Source organism: Dyadobacter sp. BE31, assembly GCF_031457695.1.
In the GTDB taxonomy this organism is placed as follows: Bacteria; Bacteroidota; Bacteroidia; order Cytophagales; family Spirosomataceae; genus Dyadobacter.
On the sequence record NZ_JAVDXA010000001.1, the window covers coordinates 1,127,428 to 1,147,808 of the forward strand.

Consider the following 20,381-nt stretch of genomic DNA (forward strand, 5'->3'; position numbering starts at 1 on the left):
CAAAATGGTATTTTATCGTCCAGATAGTTATTACTTCCGGCTAAACACGCATTTACATTGATCATTGAAACACGCGCCTATGCCCGTGCGGGGCTTTTAGGCAATCCTTCTGATGGCTTTTTCGGTAAAACGATCTCCATATCTGTAAGAAATTTCGGAGCGTCCATCTCGCTTTACGAGTCGCCGGAGCTGCACATCGAGCCGCAGCCGCAGGACCTGAACACATTCCGCAGCATTTTCCACTTGCGCGATTCGGTGAATATGCTGGGGTATAATGGCGGTATTCCGCTCATCAAGGCCGGTATCAAGAAATTCGGGGACTATTGCGAGGAGAATAATATCAAACTTCCTAACAAGAATTTTACGGTCCGCTACCGCTCGTCAATCCCGCGCCAGGTAGGCATGTCAGGTTCCAGCGCGATTATCGTAGCATTGTTTCGGGCGCTGATGCAGTTTTACAAAGTTGAAATCCCCCTCGAAATACTGCCGCAGCTGGTGATGGTAACCGAAACCGAGGAGCTCGGCATTACCGCCGGCTTGCAAGACCGCGTGATCCAGTGCTACGAAGGCTGTGTGTATATGGATTTTGATAAAACCATGATCCAGACCCAAGGCCACGGCCGCTACGAGCGCATTAACCCTGAGCTCCTGCCCAAACTGTATGTGGCTTATAATACCAACCTCAGCAAAGTCTCAGGCAAGGTGCATAACGACGTGCGAGCACGCTACGACCGGGGTGAGCAGGACGTGATCGACGTACTCGGCCAGATTGCCCAAAAAGCCGAAGATGGCCGCACAGCATTGCTGGAAGGCCGCTCCGACGACCTGCATTCGCTGATGAACGAGAATTTCGACCTGCGCTGCAAAATTTATAATGTCCCTGAATCCAATAAAAAGCTGATCAACGCGGCACGCGCCTGCGGAGCATCCGCTAAATTTGCCGGTTCCGGCGGTACCATCATCGGCATTTACAAAGACGATGACATGCTGAACCAACTATTTGTGCAGTTGAAAAAATTCAACGCACGGGTGATCAGGCCGTTTGTGGTTTGAGGGCTGTCGGCTGTCGGCTGTCGGCTGTCGGCTGTCGGCTGTCGGCTGTCGGCTGTCGGCTGTCGGCTGTCGGCTGTCGGCTGTCGGCTGTCGAAAGGGAAAATATGTAATAGAATTATCATACTCATATCAAAAACAAAAAAGGCCGACGGCCGAAAGCCGAAAGCCGAAGTTCACTTAAGACATGATTCGCAAAGCCGTTATACCTGCTGCCGGACTTGGGACCCGGTTCCTTCCTGCAACCAAATCAATGCCGAAGGAAATGCTCCCGATTATCGATATTCCTACCATTCAATATGTGGTACAGGAAGCTGTGGATTCGGGTATTGAAGATATTCTGATTATTTCCGGAAAAGGCAAGCGCGCCATCGAGGATCACTTTGACCGAAACGTAGAACTGGAAAGCCGCCTCGAAGAGAAGGAAGACCTGCTCTGGTTCAATGAAATGCGCCGCCTGGCGGATATGGCCAATGTGCATTTCGTGCGCCAGAAAGAGGCCAATGGCCTTGGCGACGCGATTTACTACGCACGCCACCACGTGGGTAACGAGCCATTTGCAGTGCTATTGGGCGATACCATTATGGATTCGGTGATCCCGGTAACGCAGCAATTGATGGATACTTACGAACAATATGGCGGCTCGGTGATCGCGGTGGAAGAAGTGCCTGCCAATAAAGTAAACCGCTACGGTATCGTCGGTGGAAACTCGCTAAGCGACTCGATTCTGGAACTGAGCACGCTGGTGGAAAAACCAGCGATCGACAAAGCGCCTTCCAACCTCGCTATTGCAGGCCGTTACGTGCTAACGCCTGAGATTTTCAACACGATCGAGCAAACGCCAAAAGGCAAAAACAATGAGATCCAGCTTACCGACTCGCTGTTGCTCCTTCTGAAACGTGAGAATATCTTCGCACACCATATCGAAGGTAAGCGCCACGATATCGGCGATAAGTTGGATTACCTCAAAACAACCGTCGAGTTTGCATTGAAAAGAAAGGAATTCGCTGAACCATTCCGGAAATTTCTGGTTGATATTCTAAACAAATAAGCACTTAAAAAGCCATAGCCATGCCCAAACAAGTCATCGTAACGGGAGCCACCGGAAACCTTGGTAAAGACGTTGTGAAAAAATTGACGGAGCTTGGTTATGGCTTGCATATCAATGTCCGCGAAGGCAAAACCAACGCATACGCCGACAATGCGAGCGTTTCGAATTACCTCGCCGACCTCGCCAACGCAGAACAAGCTGAGTTATTCGTAGCCGAAGCCATTACCAATGCAGGTAAAATTGAGGCCGGGATATTACTCGCAGGCGGTTTCGCCATGGCCAAATTGACCGACACGAACGACGCCGACATCGAGCAAATGCTGACGATGAATTTCAAAACGGCATTCCACATCGTGAAGCCGTTAATGAAGCATTTCGAAGCAAATGGTGGCGGGCAGTTCATCTTCATAGGCGCCCGCCCGGCGCTCGTGCCCGAGGCGGGTACCGGAAGTTTTGCCTATACGCTTGCCAAGACACTGATCTTCCAAATGGCTGATTTGATTAATGCAGAGGGGAAATCGAAGAATATCACTGCAACGGTGATCGTCCCCAGCATTATCGACACGCCCGACAACCGCGCCGCGATGCCCAATTCCGATTTCAGCAAATGGATCCCCGCCTCTGACATGGCCGAAGGCATCGCATTTGTATTAAGTGATACAGGAAAAAAATTGCGTCAGACGGTACTGAAACTCTATAATGAGGCTTGACCTAATGGTACTTCGGCAGTCGGCTGTCAGACCTTTCCTGACAATACCTGACCTAGTGGCACATCGGCGGTCGGCGGTCCCCCACTAACTTTCAAGCACCGCAATCTTCACCTGCGAAATCGAGCTGCGCTGCTTTTTGAGCACGGTAAACTCGTAATGCTTCGATTTTAGCGTCTCTCCCACCGCAGGGATGCGGCCGAACTTCCAGATCAGGTAGCCAGCCAGTGTCTCATAATCGGGGCGTTTGGTAATGTCGTGCGGCAGTTTTTCGTTCACATCCGCGATGGGCGCCGAACCTTGCACGGTGTAGGTATTATCCGCCTCGTTTTTGACGATCGGTAATTCATTGTCATACTCGTCCTGAATCTCGCCTACGAGCTCTTCCAGAATATCTTCCATAGTCACAATGCCGTCCACACCGCCATACTCATCCACAATCACGGCCAATTGCTGGCGGTTCACCTGAAACTCGCGCAGCAATGCGCCGATGGGCTTGGAACCGTGCACCGTAGCGATAGGCCTTATCAAATCACGAAGAACAATATCCTTGCCCTGCCGCATTTTGAGTAACAGGTCCTTCAAATGCAACACGCCGATCACCTGGTCGAGCGTATCTTCGTAAACCGGCATTCGGGAGTAGCCTTCTTCTATTACTTTTTCAAGTTTGGCCTCCGTAAAGTCATTGACATCGATACCCACGACCTGTGGCCTCGGGATCATGATTTGCCTCGCTACCCTTTCCGAAAAGTCAAATGCATTTTTAATTAAATCATAATCCGCCGCTTCGATCATCCCGCTATCTTTCTGCTGCTGCACCAGATAACGCAACTCGTCGCTGCTATGCACTTCGCTACCATGCGACGGTGTAATACCTACGCCTTTCAAAATCACATTAGCGATGCCGTTCAGCAGCCACACCACCGGTCTGAATACCAGGAAAAAGCCATGCAGCGGATAGGACAAAGCCAGGGTCGTCGACTCCGGTCGCTGGATCGCGATCGATTTCGGTGCGAGTTCGCCGAATACAATGTGCAGTACAGTGATAATCGCAAAAGCGGTAGGTAATGCAATATGGTGCGCCACTTCCGGGTCAATGGAAAGGCCTACGAGGTCCATCGCGCCAATGATCATTTTCGAAACGACCGGCTCCCCTATCCAACCCAGCCCAAGACTCGCAAGCGTGATACCAAACTGAGTAGCAGCCAGATACCCATCGAGATTGGAGACAATTTGCTTGGAAAGAATGGCCATCCGATTCCCTTCCTGGGCTTTCTGTTCGAGCTGCGAAGCGCGGATTTTGACTATTGCAAACTCGGCAGCAACAAAAAAGCCATTGAGCAGAACGAGTACAAGGGTAATGATAACCTGTAAAACCATGGAGGCCGGTGAATCCGTTTTTGAAGTGAAAATGCGTTTTAAAGCTGCATTTTAACAAAAAATCGGGCCATTGAGAAACGGCGGCTGCCATAAATGCATTTGCGGTTACCCGGTGCTACCCCGAATTTTCGTAAATTGAATCCCATATGGATTCCCTATGAAAAGTGGTCACGCCGATTTACCCCTGCACTATGGGAAAGTTCCCGTCTGGCTCGCACAACGTATGAGCGCGCTGGGTGGCGCCATCGTGGAAGCGATCGTGATGGAGTACGGACGCGATGCATTGTTGCAAAAAATGAGCGATCCGTTCTGGTTTCAGTCGCTGGGCTGCGTGCTGGGAATGGACTGGCACTCGTCGGGCATCACCACGTCGGTCATGGGCGCTTTGAAGCAATCCGTGAACCGCCGGTCGTCGGATCTGGGCATTTACATTTGCGGGGGCCGGGGTAAATATTCGCGGCAAACGCCGTCGGAACTGCTGGCGATTGCGGATAAAACGGGGCTGAATGGGAACCTGCTCGTGCATCACAGCAAGCTCTCAGCCAAAGTCGATAACACCGCCATTCAGGATGGCTTTCAGCTGTATCTGCATTCATTTGTCCTTTCCAAAGAAGGCAACTGGGCGGTAATCCAGCAAGGCATGAACACCGACGACCGCCTTGCCCGTCGTTACCACTGGCATTCTCCGAGTATCCAGTCGTTCATTGAAGAGCCCCACACATTCATTTATGGGCAAAATCAGGGCAATATCCTCAACCTCACTGCCAAAGCCGCCGCTCCTACCCGCTCGGGCATTCTGGACCTTACCAAAGAAAACCCCGATAAAATCATGCGGGAAGTTTCGAAGCTGGTCATGCCCGATCACCACGATGTCCGCGCGGAAGATGTGAACCTGAAAAGGCTCGGGGCCGTACTCGCATTGGCGCACGACAATCCCGTCGACAATATGGAATCGCTCCTCATGCTCGAAGGCGTAGGTCCGCGTACGATTCAGTCGCTCACGCTCGTGAGCGAGATCATCCATGGCACGCCGTCGCGTTTCAGTGATCCCGCCCGCTTCTCCTTTGCACACGGCGGCAAGGATGGCCATCCGTTTCCCGTGCCCATTACCGTGTACGACGAATCCATCCTCACGCTCGACCGCGCCATTCAACTCGCTAAAATGGGTGATAAGGACAAATACGACGCCTTGAAAAACCTCTCCAAAGTGTCGGCACAGCTCGAAAAGGAGTTCCAGCCAAATAACCGCTTCAACGACATCGTCCAGCACGAACGCGACACCTCCTGGAAGTACGAAGGCCGGACAGTGAAAGGCAAAGCAAAAAAACCGAAAGGCTGGGACGGGCAGCTGGAGTTGTTTTGATTGTGAGTTTTTGATTCGTAATTTTAGAATAGTCTTTGTCACCTAATATCAAGTACAACAACTGATACCCAAGCTATGATACTCCGTTCCACATCTTCGGTTTTACCCCGCACGCTGGATGAATTCGTCCAGTGGGAAACCGCCGATGGATTTAAGTATGAATGGAACGACGGCAAAATCATCAGATTCGGGAAAGTGAAGAAAAAACACCTCTTCATCATCAGGAGACTTCAACAGCTATTCTTCGGTACCGCGGCTTTCTCCAAAGGCGGCGCGCTGATCATGGAACAGGACGTCATGCTCAGCGGCATTCAAATGCGCCGGCCTGACTTAGCTTTTTTCTCCGGCGAGCAAATCGACGCCTCTGCCACATCCGATGACGAGCCCGTTCCTGAATTTCTCATAGAAGTAATCTCACCCACCGACGACGCCGAAAAGGTCGAGGAAAAGCTGGCTGAATATTTCAATTCTTCTGTTCAAGTCGTTTGGCACATTTACCCCGACAACGAGGTAGTATACGTTTATTCCTCCCGAAAAAATGTCAAAATCTGCACAGAACACGACATTTGCTCGGCATATCCTGTGATGGAAGATTTCGAAATTTCGGTGCGTGAACTGCTTTTTCGACATCTTTAAAATTCAGATTAATTTGCTCAACACTTTGCTTCATTAGATTTTACAACGTTCCAATCTGCATTTAAACAACTTAGGTACTTCGCAGAGTATATACTACTTTTGGAACGGCTATGATCAATAGTTTCAGGCATAAAGGTTTGCGATTGTTTTTTGAAACCAACAATCCCGCCCGGCTGCAACCACACCACGTTGAAAAAATAAGAAGAATCCTATATCGGCTGGACGAGGCCCGCGCCTTGGAAGAGCTGGACATTATCGGCTGGAATCTCCATCCGCTGAAAGGTGAGTTGAAAAACCACTGGTCTGTTAAAGTGAATGGCAATTACCGGATGACGTTCCGGTTTGAAGATGGGCAGGTTTTCGACGTCGACTATTTAGATTACCACTGACTATGAAAAGAGGAATGATGCCTCCGCACCCGGGCTCGATGATCCGGGATATCTTGGAGGGAATAAAAGAAGAAACCGGCAACGATCTGACGATAAGACAAGTCGCAGAAGGATTAGGAATATCACCTAAAACGCTTTCCAATATTTTGAACGGGCATCGGGGTTTAAGCTCGGAAATGGCCGTCAGATTATCCGAAGCATTTGGGTCTAGCCCTGAATTCTGGCTGAAATTGCAACGCGACTATGAACTCTGGCATGCTGAACAGAAAGTTAATAGGGCGAGCATTCAGCATTTCGTTCAGAAGCGCAGCTTACAATCGGCCTAACACTGGCCTCCTATCACTGAATCTATGTTAATACCTAATACTCAATGATCTCCAAAAAACATCTCAAAACACCTCTAACCCTGATGGCGGCTACCACGGTGGCGGTAGTGTCGTGTATGAAAATGGCTCCGATGTCGTCCGGGCCGGTCGTCAAAACGAACAGCACCAAAGTAATCGTCAAAGAAGACGCCGCTACTGGTAAGGCGAGAGCCAAAGAAATCCGCGAAAAGACGGTTGTTAAGCTCGCCGACGGGTTGAAACTCGACCTATGGGCATCCGATTCGCTGGCGCCGGACCCGGTAGCGATTGCAATGGATGACGCCGGAAGGGTGTATCTCAACCGGACCAATCGCCAGAAAAACTCCGAATTCGATATTCGCGGGCACCGCAACTGGATTACCGAATCCATCGCATTGCAGACGGTCGAAGATCGCCGCAAGTTCCTGCATAAGACATTTGCTCCCGAAAAAAGCAAAGAAAACAACTGGCTGAAAGACCTCAACGGTGACGGCTCTCACGACTGGAAAGACCTCGCGGTAGAAAAAGACGAAGTATGGCGCATTGAGGACACCGACAACGACGGCATCGCCGACGTATCGATGCGTATCCTCGACGATTTCTTCGACGAAGTTTCCGACGTAGCGGGTGGCTTGCTCGTGCGTGCGAAAGACATTTTCGTAACGATTGCGCCGGATGTGTGGCGTTTGAGAGATACCAATGGAGACGGCGTGCTGGACGAAAAAACGTCGATCAGCCACGGTTATGGCGTGCACATCGGTTTCAGCGGCCACGGAATGTCCAACCCGATTGAAGGTCCCGATGGCAAGATTTACTGGAATATCGGCGACATTGGCGCCAACATTACCACGGCCGACGGCGTGAAACATGAGCACCCTAACTCGGGTATCATTGCCCGCTCAAACCCGGATGGCAGCGATTTCGAGATCTTCGCGCACGGGTTGCGTAACACGCACGAGTTCGTGTTCGACGAATATGGTAACCTCATCAGCTCCGACAACGACGGCGACCACCCCGGCGAAAGCGAGCGTCTGGTGCACGTGGTAGAAGGCTCGGATGCAGGCTGGCGCTCCAACTGGCAATACGGTAAGTATACCGACCCTAAAAACAACAGCTACAAGGTGTGGATGGACGAAAAGTTGTTCAAACCACGCTGGGACGGTCAGGCAGCATATATCATTCCTCCTATTCAAAACTACCACAATGGTCCTACCGGTATGCAATACAACCCGGGAACTGCGTTGGGTAAGGAATGGAAAAACAAGTTCTTCCTGGTTGAATTTGTGGGTAACCCTGCGCGTTCGCCGATCTGGTCATTTGGTTTGAAACCAAAAGGTGCTTCATTCGTGCTGGACGGCGAGAAAAACATTCTGACGGGCATCCTGCCAACCGGTATCCGTTTCGGCCCGGATGGTGCATTATACGTGGCCGACTGGATCAACGGTTGGGATACCAAAAATTACGGCCGCGTGTGGAAACTCGACGTTACCGACGAGAAAAACGACCTGAAAACGGTCCGTACCGAAACCAAGCGCCTCATGCAGCTGGATTATTCCAAACAATCCGACAATGCATTACTACCGCTTCTCTCTTACGAAGACATGCGCATCCGCCAGAAAGCACAGTTTGAACTCGCTTCAAGAGGCGCGAAAGGTGCTGCGGTGTTGAGCAAAGCCATTGAACAAAAAGGCAGCCAGTTTGGCCGCATTCATGGTATCTGGGGAATGGGCCAACTGGCGCGCCAGGATAAGTCGTATGCCAATGTGCTGATGACTTTGTTGAAGGATTCTGACGAAGAAATTACCGTACAAGCTGCAAAAGTACTAGGCGATGCTAAAATCGCAGAAGCCGGGCCGATGCTGATCCCGATGCTGGCAAGCAAAAATCCGCGTGTACAGTTCTTCGCGGCGCAGGCACTCGGTCGGATGAAGGACAAGAATGCCGTGCAGCCGTTGATTGACATGGTGAAAGCGAATAATGATCAGGACGTGTACATCCGTCATGCGGGTGTGCTGGCACTTTCGCGCATAGGCGAGGTGGCACCTATCGCCGCATTGGCCAGCAGCCCCGAAAAATCCTTGCGCATTGCAGGGGTACTCGTGCTCCGCCGCATGAAAAACGAGCAGATCAGCGCATTCCTGAAAGACAAGGACGAATACATTGTAACAGAAGCTGCCCGCGGTATCAACGACGACCTTTCCATTCCTGCGGCATTGCCTGCATTGGCTGCCGTGCTGAACGAGAAAGGATTCACTTCGGAACCATTGCTGCGCCGTGCAATCAATGCGGCCCTGCGCGTAGGCGGCGATGCGCAATTGAACGACCTGATCGCATTTGCAAAACGGAAAGATGTTGATAAAGCAATGCGTGCAGAGGCACTGGCAACGCTCGGAACCTGGGCAAGCCCGTCGGTAACCGACCGCGTAGATGGCCGTTACCGTGGCCCGATGGAGCGCGATCCGGCTGGTGTGAAAGCGAAAATCAAGCCGGTAGTGGCTGATCTTTTACAGGAAAACGAGCCCGCAATCCTGATCGCGACCGCGCAAATGCTGACCAACCTGAATGTAAGCGATAATAACGCTGCATTGGCGAAAATCCTGAGCGACAGCAACGATCCGAAAGTCCGCGCGGCAATGCTCGTGGCATTGAACGACCTGAAATATACGGACATGGAAACCGTAATGAAGAAAGGTATGAGCGACTCGGACGCAGATGTTCGTACGGCCGCTTTGGGCATGGTAGGAAGCGTAAATATGTCGAAAGAAGCACTCGCGGATATTTCCAACACCATTTTCGAAAAAGGGAGCGTCCGTGAGCAACAACAAATCCTGAAAGTACTGGGTAGCCTGCCCGTTGCTAAAACAGAGACCATCCTTACCGGTCTGATCAGTAAAATGGCCGATAACAAGTTGCCGAATAACCTGCTCCTCGACCTCGGAGAGGCTGTTGATTCTACCAAATCCAGCACACTGATCGCCAAAATAGCACCGCTGCGCAAGCAAGGCAACACCGCGGCCGACTACCAGGATGCCTTGTTCGGAGGAAATGCCCAGGCAGGCCGTCGTTATTTCATGACCAGTTCGGCTGCTGAATGCGTACGCTGCCACTCGATCGGTGGTCAGGGCGGAGAAGTAGGCCCTAACCTTTCGAACATCGGAAACGTCCTTACACGCGAGCAAATTCTGCAAGCGCTCATCGAACCAAGCGCGCGCCTGTCGCCCGGATTTGGCATGGTGATGCTGACACTGAAAGACGGAACATCCGCAGCCGGAATCCTGGCCCAGGAAAACGAGCACGAACTGGTACTGAAAACCTCCGAAGCCGAACCGTTAAAAATTGCGACTTCACGCATTGCGAAACGTGAAAACGTACCTTCGAGCATGCCTCCGATGGGTAATATCATGTCGAAGAGAGAGATCCGCGATGTGGTAGAGTTCCTTTCGGGTTTGAAGAAGTAATAATATTCCATTCTATTTCACCCCCCGGGATTTAATCGTCCCGGGGTTTGTTTTTTATGTAACCGGGAATTATTAATCGAATGTTTGCGGTATTTCGAAATGAGTATATTTGAACCAAGATGTTCCGACTCGGCTGCACCAAAGAAGCGTATTCGTAACTTAAATTTATCTGTACTGTGGAAGAAATTAATCGCATACCGACTGGATGGAAATTGCTTTATAGCGAAGTTTAGCAGACTTAGGAGGCTCCTCCGGAGCCACATTAGAAGGACGGATCGGGTTGCTATAAACAGGATGCCGCCCTGCGGCAAACGGTGCCAATATCCCTGATCCGTAGGATCACCCTGTTTTTAGCAGAGGTTGGCAAAACACACATTCCTGGCTCCGGAGGAGCCCCCTAATGAATGAATATGATAACCTATCTAACAGAACGTATTACTATCGATCCCGAAATCTGTAACGGACAACCTATCGTCCGCGGAATGCGTATTACTGTCAAAACTGTCCTCGATTTTCTTTCTGCCGGAACAACGACGGAAGAGTTGCTCTACCAATATCCCGCGTTAGAAATAGAAGATATCGAAGCATGTATTAGTTTCAAAAACAGCTATTTGTAACGCCCATTTATAGGCACGGTTTTAATTTCATCAACATCAAAAAATTTGAATGGAACTCGACAAAAAGGAAGCAGAAGTTGTAGGCAGGGCGATACAGTCCTGGGAAGATGACGCGCGTATTTCTAAGGAACTTGCGACGGAACTTCGGGGCAGTTATAGTGTGAGAAATGCAAATGTGGATGCGATCGCTATTTACGCATTGATTTCTGCCGTTTCCTGCGGTTTGCTGGCCTTTGGGGCGCTGGTGTTGGACGAAAAATGGATCGAGCTGCTGCGTAAGCGCTGGGGTTTTTCGGAGAATATCGTCGGCATACTCTTCACTTTTGTTGCAGGACTTCTTGTGTACCTCGCCAAACGGCGCATGGATAGTTCCAAAGGTGCGAAAGCGAGTAACGAAGTTTACAATATCGCCATTATCCTGACGATCGCGATCGCGATCACTTACTGGACGCGTGGCTTGCTCGATGGGCCCGGCAACTATGCATTACCACTGTTATTTGCAGCATTGACTTATGGAGGCGTCGCTATTTTTCTGCGATCGACGTTGCTTTGGGTTACGGCCATTATTGCATTGGCAGGCTGGTGGGGCGCGCAGACGCATTACTGGTCAGGTGGTAACTTCCGGTTCCTCGGCATGAATTACCCGCTACGTATGACGGTTTTCGGGCTGGTGATCTGGGGAGCTTCTTTTATAATAGGGCAAATTCGACCGCTGGCTTTTTTGAAGGACGTTACGTACACGGTTGGGTTGCTCCTCTTTCTGATAGCCGGCTGGACGCTTTCCATTTTTGGCAATTATGCCGATTATGAAGGCTGGAAGGCGCTCAAACAAAGCCATTTCTGGTTCTGGGCGCTGAGTTTCACGCTCGTGCTTGCGGGAATGCTCTATTATGCATTTCAATACAAGCAGGAAACATTACGTGACTTGTGCCTGGTTTTCTTCCTTTTAAATATTTACACCCGCTATTTCGAATATTTCTGGGATCGTACCAATGCGGGGATTTTCTTTGCATTACTGGCGTTATCCTTCTGGTTTGTGGCCAAAAAAGCCGAGCAATGGCGTGGCAAAACCGCCGGTTGACCCACTTATTTTTAGTACAAAAACAATATCATGAGCAATATCAGACCCATCCGCGGTGAAGAGCTGGACATTATTCACTTCCTCCTCGAAAAACTGGGGCTCGACCCGATCGATTTCCCGGTGAATGAAATGGTGGATGAATATGAGGGCGGAAAAATGGGGAGTATCAGCCTCGGCGGCAATGTAAATGGATACGCCGGAGACCTCATTCAAGCTGAGTATGTCGATATCGACGATACACCCGTGGTGATTACATTAACCCAGGATACCGATGGCCAACTCCTCGACCTCGATTTCTGGAAAGTGGATTTTACCAAACTCTTGGAATACCCTACTCCCGATAAGCTGATATTCGGCAAAACGCCCGAAGAATGAGCCGTTAATTTTCTTCGTAATCCAGCTCTTTGCCGTAGGTTTCTTCCATGCGCCACAGCGAGAGTAATGCCAGTGAGAAACATAACGCACCGACAATCGCACCTGAATGCAATACGCCCGAATCCTTTTTCAGGAACTGGAATAGTGGGAGCGTAAGCAGCACCGTCGCGCGCACGTTGTTGGCCACCGAGGTAGTTACCGTCGCGCGAAGGTTGGTTCCGAATTGCTCCGCCGTGGTGGTCAGGAACATGGCAATGTACCCGATGGAGAAACCAAGCCACACGTAACAAATGTAAAGCGTAGTGGCATTGTTGATACCACCGGATAACAGCCAGGCTACGCCGGCGAGCGTCATGAGCATCATCAGCAAAATGGCTTTCCTGCGCGAATGCAGCCATTGGCTAAGTATTCCGCTGAAAAAGTCGCCCGTAACCACGCCTATGTACGTGTAGAGCACGCACGTGCCCGCCTGAACCTCCTCCGCAATGCCCAATGCTTTCGCGAACTCGTTTCCGAAGGTCGAGTAAATGCCGATAACCATGTAAGTCGGCAGGCCGATCCCCATGCAGCGCATATAGCGGACGAACCGCGACCAACTCGTGAAGATCGTCCACCACGGCACGGGTTTCGATCCCCTCTTTTCAAGACTTTTATTGAAAACAATGGATTCCAACACATTTACACGAAGGATGAGTAATATCAACCCCATGCCGCCGCCGATGAAATAGGCCATGCGCCAGTCGGTGAGCTTCACTGCGAAGAATGCGGCAATGGCACCGGCGAGACCCACACTAGCCACTACCGAGGCGCCGTAACCGCGCAATTCTTTCGGCAAAATTTCGGCGATCAGTGTAATCCCTGCACCCAATTCTCCGGCGAGACCAAAACCGGCGATAAACCGCAGGACCGAATAGATTTCAACATTCTGCGTGAATCCGCAGGCGATATTTGCGAGCGAATAGGTCAGTATCGAGCCGAAAAGGACGGAGCGGCGACCGAGCTTGTCGCCCAATATCCCCCATAAAAAACCGCCAATGAGCAACCCAGCCTGCTGCCAGTTGTAAATATTGGCGCCGATCTGCGAGATTTCCTCTTCCGAAAGCCCCAGGTCTTTCAGGCTCGGGACACGCACGATATTGAAAAGCAGCAAATCATACACATCCACAAAATAGCCGAGCGAAGCTACGATAACAGGTAGTGTGAAAACGGCGCTGAGTTTGGGCTGAACAGGAGTGACGGCGGTCATAAGGGTGTTTTCGTTTATTCTTCAAAAGGCTTCCGGCGCATTGATTTAACGGCGGCCGTACGCTGCTTGGCTCTCAATCTTTCGAGCTTGGAAGCCAATGTAGGTTTGGTAGCTTTCCGGTCTTTCTCCACCGTAAGCGCCTGGCGGACAAGCCGGTCGAATTTTTCGACGACCTTCTCCTTGTTGGCCAGTTGCGAACGCTCGGTTTGGTGGTATAATACGAGCACTTTACCGTTCGTTAATCGGTTGGATAATTTTTCGGTCAGCTTTTGCTTGTCCTCGCCGGTCAGGAATTGCGAATTCGGAATATCAAAACGCAGTTCTACCTTTGTTTCGACCTTATTCACATTTTGCCCTCCCTTACCACCGCTCCGGGCTGTCTGAAAGACGAGTTCGGGATGCAGGATTTCAGGATCAATCATTTGAAATGGAAGTTTTGTTAACACGTGTTAATGTCCGGCGGGAACATTAAACCAGAATCTAAAAGTAACGTCCAAGAATCGATTTTTAAACAACAGGAAAACAATTAACACATAAAGCAATGGGCACCATGCGTACACTAAGAATAATCGGCCTGTTCATTTTCATGTTCATCGGAGTTTCAGTGTCCAACAAAACCGAGGCACAGCCTGGTTTCAGGATTACATTCGAAACTTTTTACGACGAGCTTGCCCCTTACGGCCGCTGGATGCGTAATCCGCAGTATGGTTCCGTCTGGATCCCCGACGTTCCCCGTGGGTTCCAGCCTTACTCCACCGCTGGTTACTGGGAGCAAACAGAATACGGAAATACCTGGGTTTCGGAATATGACTGGGGCTGGGCGCCGTTCCACTACGGCCGCTGGTCGTACGACGACTACTATGGTTGGTTTTGGGTACCCGATTACGAATGGGGCCCTGCGTGGGTAAACTGGCGCTCGGGTGGCGGCTATTATGGCTGGGCACCGCTGGGCCCCGGGGTGAATATCAATGTTTCCATCAATATTCCGTCGTTTTGGTGGGTGTTTGTACCGCAGCGCTACGTCCTGAGCCCAAGCTGGCATTCATACTGCGCTCCGCAACGCCGCGTGTCGCACTACTATAACAATACGGTTGTCATCAACAACTATTACCGCAGCAACAACCGCACGTATGTATACGGCCCGCGCCGCGACGAGATCGAGCGTATCACCCGCAGAAGCGTACCTATCCGTACAATCGACGCCAGCCCAAGAGGCCGCGGACGGGTGATTATCGCCGACCGTGGAAACGGCCGCTACGACTACGGTACCCGCGACAATGGCCGCATCGACCGCAGCAACCGCAACGACGATAACCGCATTGAGCCGGGTGACAATTCGAGACGTGGCCCGCGTAACCCATACGAAGAGCGTAACGGCCGCTTTGAGCGTAACCGCGAATCGAATGACAACCGCAACGACCGTTACGAAACGCCGAATCCGGGCCGCAACGATCGCTATGAAGCACCCAACCGCTCCGACCGCAACCGCGACTATGGCAACCCCGGCAATAACTCCGAACGTAACCGCGACTATGGCAACCCTGGCAATAACTCTGAACGTAACCGCGACTATGGTAACCCTGGCAATAACTCCGAACGTAACCGCGACTTCGGCAACCGCCAGGAACGCGTGGAACGCCCGAATATCGAACGTCCGGAAAGACAGGAACGCAGCAACCGCTCTTATGAGCCCGCACCACGTGTAGAACGCCAGGAAAGAAGTGCTCCCGAACCGCGCGGTAACGACCGCGGCAACCGTGGCGGCGACAATGGCGGGGGTAACCGCGGCGGCGGCGACAACGGTAACCACGGTGGTGGTTCCAGCGAACGCAGTGGCAGAGGACCGAGATAATTTCAGCCCTTAACATAAAAACAACCCGGCGGGATAGTAGTATTTTCCGTCGGGTTGTTTTTGTTTATGAAGACTTTCGATTTACGCTTCGAAAACAGATAAAAATGTTATTTTTAGCCTGATCCCCAACCCACGGCATTGAATGGAAATACAATTTGACATTGAGTTCAAGGAGAGTGCACCCAAGTACATGCAGATTATCAAATCGCTGTTGCAGGCGATTAGTAAAGGAAAGCTGAAAAGAGGCGACAAGATCCCTTCCATTAACCAGTTAAGTGAGGAATATCTGCTTTCCCGCGATACCGTCGAAAAGGCTTACAAGCATCTCATCAAGGACGGCGTGCTGATTTCAGTTCGCGGAAAAGGTTACTTCATCAACCGCGTGGATATCGAAACATCGCTTCGGATCCTGCTGGTTTTCAACAAAATAAGCAACTATAAGAAACAGGTTTACAATGCATTTGTGGAGAATATCGGCCCCAATGTGAACGTCGACCTGCATATTCACCACTCGAATACCAATATTTTCAAAAACCTGATCAAGAACAGCCTGGGTGAGTACGACTACTACGTGATCATGCCGCATTTCTATGAAGAGATGGATGAGGCGATCGAGACGCTGAAAATGATTCCTCCGGAGAAGCTGATTTTGCTTGACAAGGACATTGAATTCACCACTAAAAAGCATTCAGCGGTTTACCAGAATTTCGAGAAGGATATTGTCTACGCCCTGAACGAGGCGGTGGACTTACTGAAAGTTTACAAAAAGCTGGTCCTCATTTTCCCGACGATGATCCGCTATCCGAAGGAAATCCTCAAAGGCTTCCGCATTTTTTGCATTCAGCACGAGTTTGAGCATGAGATCATGTATGATTTTCATGAAAACAGCACGGCGGTGAAGGATACGGCTTATGTCGTGATCGAAGAAAACGACCTGGTAAACCTCATCAAGCAATGCAAAGAGCAGCAGCTCGTCGTGGGTAAAGATGTGGGCATTATTTCTTACAATGAGACGCCGCTGAAAGAAATCCTGCTCGACGGCATTACCACCATTTCCACCGACCATGAGGAAATGGGTAAAACCGCGGCAGAGATTATCAAGGAGGGAAAAAGGGCGCTGGTCAAAAATCCGTTTACACTGATCCGCCGGAAATCGCTTTGATATAACCGCAAGTAAAAAGTCCGGAAACAAAATGCTCCCGGACTTTTATCTAATACAATTACTCAACATTTTTTATTTATAAACCTGTCGCCACGGTCAGTTTGCCGCGTTCGTTCAGCAGTTCGTTACGGACACCGAGGTGACGATACAAACCGATCGGATCGAGCGAGCCGCCGCTCAGGCGTATGGCCTCGCGTACAAGCGGGCGCACGTCGGTGCGGAATGCATTTTGCAGTATTTGCTGGGCTAGTACCACGTCGTTTTCGTTGCGGGCCTGTTCCAGTTTCTTTCTGTCGACGAGTAATGCCTGTGCCTGCGCGATCAGGATCGCTTCTACCGACTGCAGCAAGTCTTCCAGCGGGTCTTTCACATTGTGGCTTGCGTCGATCATCCACGCGTAGGTGTCGGCGGCCCGATTAGCACGTTTCATACCTTCCACCAGTTCTACGAAGATCAGGAACAGCTGGTAAGGACGAATAGCGCCTACCGTGAGGTCGTCATCACCATATTTGGAATCATTGAAATGGAAACCTGCGAGGCGGCCTTCCATCATCAATGTCGCTACGATCTGCTCGATGTTTGCATTAGGTAAATGGTGTCCCAAATCTACCAGTACATCCGCTTTCGGGCCGAGTTTCTGGCAGAAAAGCAGCGAGCTGCCCCAGTCCTGAATTACTGTGGAATAGAAATTAGGCTCGTAGGCCTTATATTCTACATAAACCTTCCAGTCATCCGGCAATGCTGCGTAGATTTCCTGCAAGGATTCGAGCGTATTCTGGAATGCTTTTACAAAGTTCGATTGGCCTGGAAAGCACGAACCATCCGACAACCAGATCGACAATGCCTTCGAACCGAGGTTCTCGCCATGTTTGATCACTTCAATATTATGTTCGACCGCCTGCTTGCGCACCTTCGCGTCCACGTGCGAGAGCGAGCCGAATTTGTACGAAAGCTCCTGGTCCTTCTGGTCCTGGAAAGTATTGGAGTTAACCGCGTCGAATTTCAGGTCCAGCGACGTCGCCAGATCGATGATCGGCTGTGCCTGGCCGGGAATATCCCAGGGAATGTGCAACGAAATAGAGCCGCTCGAACGGTTCAACGCATGCAGCAAGCCCACATCTTCGATTTTTTCTTCCAGTGAACGAGGCTCCCCTACGCCCGAGAAACGTCCGAAACGCGTGCCGCCGGTGCCCAATGCCCAGCTCGGGATCGCCACCTGGAATGCTTCCAGCGACTTTACAATGTCCTTTGCATGGATGCCCTGCTCGCCCAGCTGCTCTTGCAGGAAGATAAACTGGTTGTTATGCCGCGAAAACAGACTGTCGTTGTGCTGGTCGATCTGATATTGTTCAATTTTCATCTGGATAAAATTAAAAAGACTTGGCAAGTCACTACAACCCACCAAGTCTGATTTAACATATTTTGATCATTAGCGAAGGAATGCCGCAGGAACACCGCCGTCGACGTTGATCACGTTTCCGGTGCTCTTGTTGAGCAAACCGCTCACGAAAATATAAACGCCGTTTGCAATATCGTCCGTGTGGATTTCTGCATTCAATACCGTTCTTTTCGCATAGTAAGCCGGCAGTTCTTCTACTTTGATGCCGTATGCTTTGGCACGTCCCGCAGCCCAGCCGCTCTCCCAGATCTTGCTTCCGGCGATTACCGCATCAGGGTTCACCACGTTCACGCGGATCTTATCCGGACCGAGTTCCGCAGCCAACAAGCGCGACATATGTTGCTGAGCAGCTTTGGCTGTTCCGTAAGCTACGTTGTTCGGGCCTGAAACGATACCATTCTTGCTCGCGATATTGATAATATCACCACCCAGGCCTTGCTGACGCATAATGGCCACCGACTCCTGCGATACCAGGAACTGGCCTTTCACCAATACATCCTGCAAAATATCCCAGTCTTTAATAGTTGTATCCGCCAATGGTTTCGAGATCGACAAACCGGCGCAGTTTACCACGATATCCAAACCGCCATATTTCAATTTGGTAGCATGCAATGCTGCTTTGATCGCCTCGTCGTCGAGTACGTTTGCAACGGTGGTATCTGAGAAATCCTTCCCGAATTTCGCATCGAATTCCGCTTTGGTTTCTGCCAATGCTTTTTCATCGATATCCGAAATCACCACGCAAGCGCCTTCCTGTAACAATTTCTGCGCGATAGCCTTACCGATACCCCCCGAGCCACCGGTTACGAATGCCACTTTGCGGGATACTGATTTTTCTTTCGGCATACGCTGCAATTTCGCTTCTTCCAGCAACCAGTATTCGATGTCGAATGCTTCCTGCTCCGGCAATGAAACGTAAGAAGAGATCGCCTCGGCGCCTTTCATTACATTAATTGCATTGATATAAAATTCAGCCGCAACCCGCGCAGTCTGCTTGTCTTTCGCGAATGAGAACATACCCACGCCTGGCAACAGGATGATCACCGGGTTCGGGTCACGCACGGCGGGGCTGTTGGAATGCTTGCAGCGCTCGTAGTAAGCGATGTAATCCGCACGGTATGCTTCGAATTGCGGACGGATGTGTTCGAGGATTTCGGCATCGGCCGCTTCCAGCTTTTCGAATGGCAGGTCAAGTACCAGCGGGCGGATTTTGGTGCGCAGGAAGTGGTCAGGGCAGCTGGTACCGAGTGGTGCCAATTTGTCCAGGTCATTACTTGCGATGAATTCCAATACGCGCTCATCATCGGTAAAGTGACCGATCATTGCCTGCTGCTCGGAAGCCAGTCCACGCAGGTAAGGCGCCAGCTTGCCCGCGATAGAAGCGCGGCGCTCTTTCGGCTCGCTTTCCAGGCGTACTCCTCCGAAAACCGGGCGCTTTTTGCCATAGTTTTCAGCCAGGTATTCCGACGCTCTTTCAATCGTATCGAGCGTATTAATGTAAGATTCGTATGCAGTATCACCCCAGGTGAACAATCCGTGACCGCCCAAAACGATACCGCGAATGCCCGGGTTGTTGTTCAATGCCTGTTCCAGTTGCAGACCGAGGTCGAAACCGGGACGCTGCCAAGGTACCCACGCCAACTCACCATTGAACAATTCTTTGGTAATAGCCTCGCCTTCCTTCGATGCCGCGATCGCGATCAATGCATCAGGGTGCAGGTGATCGATGTGTTTGAAAGGCAGCAAGCCGTGCAGCGGCGTGTCGATAGACGGCGCTTTCGATTTCAGGTCGTAAATGCAATGGTTGAACAGTTCCACCATTTCATCTTCGAATTCCAGTCCGCGGTAGATGTTTTTCAGGCTGTGCAGGCGGTCGACGTACAGACCGGCCAGTCCGCTTCTTGTTAAAGTACCAATATCTCCACCCGAGCCTTTGATCCACATTACCTCGACAGGATTGCCTGTCAGCGGATCTTTTTCGATAGTTTTACAGCTCGTGTTTCCACCAGCATAGTTGGTCAGGCGTAGATCGGCACCCAACAGATTTGAACGGTACAGAAGAAGTGCAACCTGATCATCACCCAGGGAGGCGGCTTTCTCTTCATCCCATAAATAGCTTACGTACCTGTACTGGCTTACTTTAGAACTGCTCATATTTGTTTCCTGTTATTTATCGTTTTTGAGGTAAAAGTTCTTCTTTCCTGAAAGTATTTTAACAGATTAATACTACTCTGAACGTATGTGCAAGATTAGGAAACTTAGCAATGCACA

18 protein-coding genes are annotated in these 20,381 nt (G+C 50.7%); 13 read left to right on the forward strand and 5 right to left on the reverse strand.

What is annotated here, in order from left to right:
- Positions 1–57: 57 nt before the first annotated feature.
- The 3 genes from J2Y43_RS04705 (at position 58) to J2Y43_RS04715 (ending at position 2,811) form a co-directional block, all read left to right on the forward strand.
- Entirely contained in the window at positions 58–1,053 is a 996-nt protein-coding gene (locus tag J2Y43_RS04705; RefSeq protein WP_223402466.1) for a mevalonate kinase, read from the forward strand.
- A 184-nt stretch (positions 1,054–1,237) separates the two neighbouring features.
- On the forward strand, positions 1,238–2,101 hold the full coding sequence (gene galU / locus J2Y43_RS04710; RefSeq protein WP_015814067.1) for a UTP--glucose-1-phosphate uridylyltransferase GalU: 864 nt from the start codon (positions 1,238–1,240) through the stop codon (positions 2,099–2,101).
- A gap of 20 nt (positions 2,102–2,121) precedes the next feature.
- On the forward strand, positions 2,122–2,811 hold the full coding sequence (locus J2Y43_RS04715; protein WP_309981021.1) for an SDR family NAD(P)-dependent oxidoreductase: 690 nt from the start codon (positions 2,122–2,124) through the stop codon (positions 2,809–2,811).
- 84 nt (positions 2,812–2,895) lie between these two features.
- Here J2Y43_RS04715 and J2Y43_RS04720 read toward each other — a convergent pair whose 3' ends face one another.
- Positions 2,896–4,188 (reverse strand): hemolysin family protein, encoded by a 1,293-nt coding sequence (locus tag J2Y43_RS04720; RefSeq protein WP_309981020.1) that lies wholly within the window; start codon positions 4,186–4,188, stop codon positions 2,896–2,898.
- Between the two features lie 157 nt (positions 4,189–4,345).
- On the opposite strand from J2Y43_RS04720, the gene J2Y43_RS04725 reads away from it, so the two are divergent.
- From J2Y43_RS04725 to J2Y43_RS04760, 8 genes are all read left to right on the forward strand, one after another.
- Positions 4,346–5,551 (forward strand): DUF763 domain-containing protein, encoded by a 1,206-nt coding sequence (locus J2Y43_RS04725; protein ID WP_309981019.1) that lies wholly within the window; start codon positions 4,346–4,348, stop codon positions 5,549–5,551.
- A 75-nt stretch (positions 5,552–5,626) separates the two neighbouring features.
- Positions 5,627–6,187 carry a Uma2 family endonuclease gene (locus J2Y43_RS04730; RefSeq protein ID WP_309981018.1) on the forward strand — a complete coding sequence of 187 codons (561 nt, stop codon included), beginning with the start codon at positions 5,627–5,629 and terminating at the stop codon, positions 6,185–6,187.
- A 110-nt stretch (positions 6,188–6,297) separates the two neighbouring features.
- The gene (locus J2Y43_RS04735; protein ID WP_309981017.1) at positions 6,298–6,576 is read left to right on the forward strand and encodes a type II toxin-antitoxin system RelE/ParE family toxin; all 279 of its coding nucleotides are present in this window, start codon (positions 6,298–6,300) and stop codon (positions 6,574–6,576) included.
- 2 nt (positions 6,577–6,578) lie between these two features.
- Entirely contained in the window at positions 6,579–6,902 is a 324-nt protein-coding gene (locus tag J2Y43_RS04740) for a HigA family addiction module antitoxin (RefSeq protein ID WP_309981016.1), read from the forward strand.
- Between the two features lie 44 nt (positions 6,903–6,946).
- Positions 6,947–10,378: a PVC-type heme-binding CxxCH protein gene (locus tag J2Y43_RS04745; RefSeq protein ID WP_309981015.1), complete on the forward strand. Its 3,432-nt coding sequence runs from the start codon at positions 6,947–6,949 to the stop codon at positions 10,376–10,378.
- 410 nt (positions 10,379–10,788) lie between these two features.
- Entirely contained in the window at positions 10,789–10,995 is a 207-nt protein-coding gene (locus J2Y43_RS04750) for a DUF433 domain-containing protein (RefSeq protein ID WP_309981014.1), read from the forward strand.
- Positions 10,996–11,044: 49 nt separating this feature from the next.
- Positions 11,045–12,076 (forward strand): hypothetical protein, encoded by a 1,032-nt coding sequence (locus tag J2Y43_RS04755; RefSeq protein WP_309981013.1) that lies wholly within the window; start codon positions 11,045–11,047, stop codon positions 12,074–12,076.
- A gap of 30 nt (positions 12,077–12,106) precedes the next feature.
- Positions 12,107–12,451 carry a DUF6984 family protein gene (locus J2Y43_RS04760; RefSeq protein ID WP_309981012.1) on the forward strand — a complete coding sequence of 115 codons (345 nt, stop codon included), beginning with the start codon at positions 12,107–12,109 and terminating at the stop codon, positions 12,449–12,451.
- A gap of 4 nt (positions 12,452–12,455) precedes the next feature.
- On the opposite strand, the gene J2Y43_RS04765 is transcribed toward J2Y43_RS04760, so the two are convergent.
- Both J2Y43_RS04765 and arfB read right to left on the reverse strand, forming a co-directional pair.
- A complete protein-coding gene (locus J2Y43_RS04765; protein ID WP_309981011.1) occupies positions 12,456–13,697 on the reverse strand; it encodes an MFS transporter in 1,242 nt (413 codons plus the stop codon).
- Positions 13,698–13,711: 14 nt separating this feature from the next.
- The gene (gene arfB / locus J2Y43_RS04770) at positions 13,712–14,119 is read right to left on the reverse strand and encodes an alternative ribosome rescue aminoacyl-tRNA hydrolase ArfB (RefSeq protein ID WP_309981010.1); all 408 of its coding nucleotides are present in this window, start codon (positions 14,117–14,119) and stop codon (positions 13,712–13,714) included.
- Between the two features lie 128 nt (positions 14,120–14,247).
- Between arfB and J2Y43_RS04775 the strand changes: the two genes are divergently transcribed.
- Together J2Y43_RS04775 and J2Y43_RS04780 are read left to right on the forward strand one after the other, a co-directional pair.
- Positions 14,248–15,549, forward strand: coding sequence for a DUF6600 domain-containing protein (locus J2Y43_RS04775; protein WP_309981009.1), 1,302 nt, complete (start codon positions 14,248–14,250; stop codon positions 15,547–15,549).
- Positions 15,550–15,691: 142 nt separating this feature from the next.
- A complete protein-coding gene (locus J2Y43_RS04780) occupies positions 15,692–16,711 on the forward strand; it encodes a GntR family transcriptional regulator (RefSeq protein ID WP_309981008.1) in 1,020 nt (339 codons plus the stop codon).
- Between the two features lie 76 nt (positions 16,712–16,787).
- Here the strand turns inward: J2Y43_RS04780 and J2Y43_RS04785 are convergent, their stop codons facing one another.
- The gene (locus tag J2Y43_RS04785) at positions 16,788–18,071 is read right to left on the reverse strand and encodes a TIM barrel protein (RefSeq protein ID WP_309981007.1); all 1,284 of its coding nucleotides are present in this window, start codon (positions 18,069–18,071) and stop codon (positions 16,788–16,790) included.
- A 69-nt stretch (positions 18,072–18,140) separates the two neighbouring features.
- The gene (locus J2Y43_RS04790) at positions 18,141–20,264 is read right to left on the reverse strand and encodes a bifunctional aldolase/short-chain dehydrogenase (RefSeq protein ID WP_309981006.1); all 2,124 of its coding nucleotides are present in this window, start codon (positions 20,262–20,264) and stop codon (positions 18,141–18,143) included.
- Between the last annotated feature and the right edge of the window lie 117 nt (positions 20,265–20,381).

Bases quoted from the DNA above. Each gene is read 5' to 3' on its own strand.
- arfB (WP_309981010.1), bottom strand. From the start codon at position 14,119: ATGATTGATCCTGAAATCCTGCATCCCGAACTCGTCTTTCAGACAGCC.
- J2Y43_RS04740 (WP_309981016.1), top strand. From the start codon at position 6,579: ATGAAAAGAGGAATGATGCCTCCGCACCCGGGCTCGATGATCCGGGAT.
- J2Y43_RS04750 (WP_309981014.1), top strand. From the start codon at position 10,789: ATGATAACCTATCTAACAGAACGTATTACTATCGATCCCGAAATCTGT.
- J2Y43_RS04735 (WP_309981017.1), top strand. From the start codon at position 6,298: ATGATCAATAGTTTCAGGCATAAAGGTTTGCGATTGTTTTTTGAAACC.
- J2Y43_RS04790 (WP_309981006.1), bottom strand. From the start codon at position 20,264: ATGAGCAGTTCTAAAGTAAGCCAGTACAGGTACGTAAGCTATTTATGG.
- J2Y43_RS04720 (WP_309981020.1), bottom strand. From the start codon at position 4,188: ATGGTTTTACAGGTTATCATTACCCTTGTACTCGTTCTGCTCAATGGC.
- J2Y43_RS04755 (WP_309981013.1), top strand. From the start codon at position 11,045: ATGGAACTCGACAAAAAGGAAGCAGAAGTTGTAGGCAGGGCGATACAG.
- J2Y43_RS04775 (WP_309981009.1), top strand. From the start codon at position 14,248: ATGCGTACACTAAGAATAATCGGCCTGTTCATTTTCATGTTCATCGGA.
- J2Y43_RS04730 (WP_309981018.1), top strand. From the start codon at position 5,627: ATGATACTCCGTTCCACATCTTCGGTTTTACCCCGCACGCTGGATGAA.
- J2Y43_RS04760 (WP_309981012.1), top strand. From the start codon at position 12,107: ATGAGCAATATCAGACCCATCCGCGGTGAAGAGCTGGACATTATTCAC.
- J2Y43_RS04745 (WP_309981015.1), top strand. From the start codon at position 6,947: ATGATCTCCAAAAAACATCTCAAAACACCTCTAACCCTGATGGCGGCT.
- J2Y43_RS04780 (WP_309981008.1), top strand. From the start codon at position 15,692: ATGGAAATACAATTTGACATTGAGTTCAAGGAGAGTGCACCCAAGTAC.
- J2Y43_RS04785 (WP_309981007.1), bottom strand. From the start codon at position 18,071: ATGAAAATTGAACAATATCAGATCGACCAGCACAACGACAGTCTGTTT.
- J2Y43_RS04765 (WP_309981011.1), bottom strand. From the start codon at position 13,697: ATGACCGCCGTCACTCCTGTTCAGCCCAAACTCAGCGCCGTTTTCACA.
- galU (WP_015814067.1), top strand. From the start codon at position 1,238: ATGATTCGCAAAGCCGTTATACCTGCTGCCGGACTTGGGACCCGGTTC.
- J2Y43_RS04715 (WP_309981021.1), top strand. From the start codon at position 2,122: ATGCCCAAACAAGTCATCGTAACGGGAGCCACCGGAAACCTTGGTAAA.
- J2Y43_RS04725 (WP_309981019.1), top strand. From the start codon at position 4,346: ATGAAAAGTGGTCACGCCGATTTACCCCTGCACTATGGGAAAGTTCCC.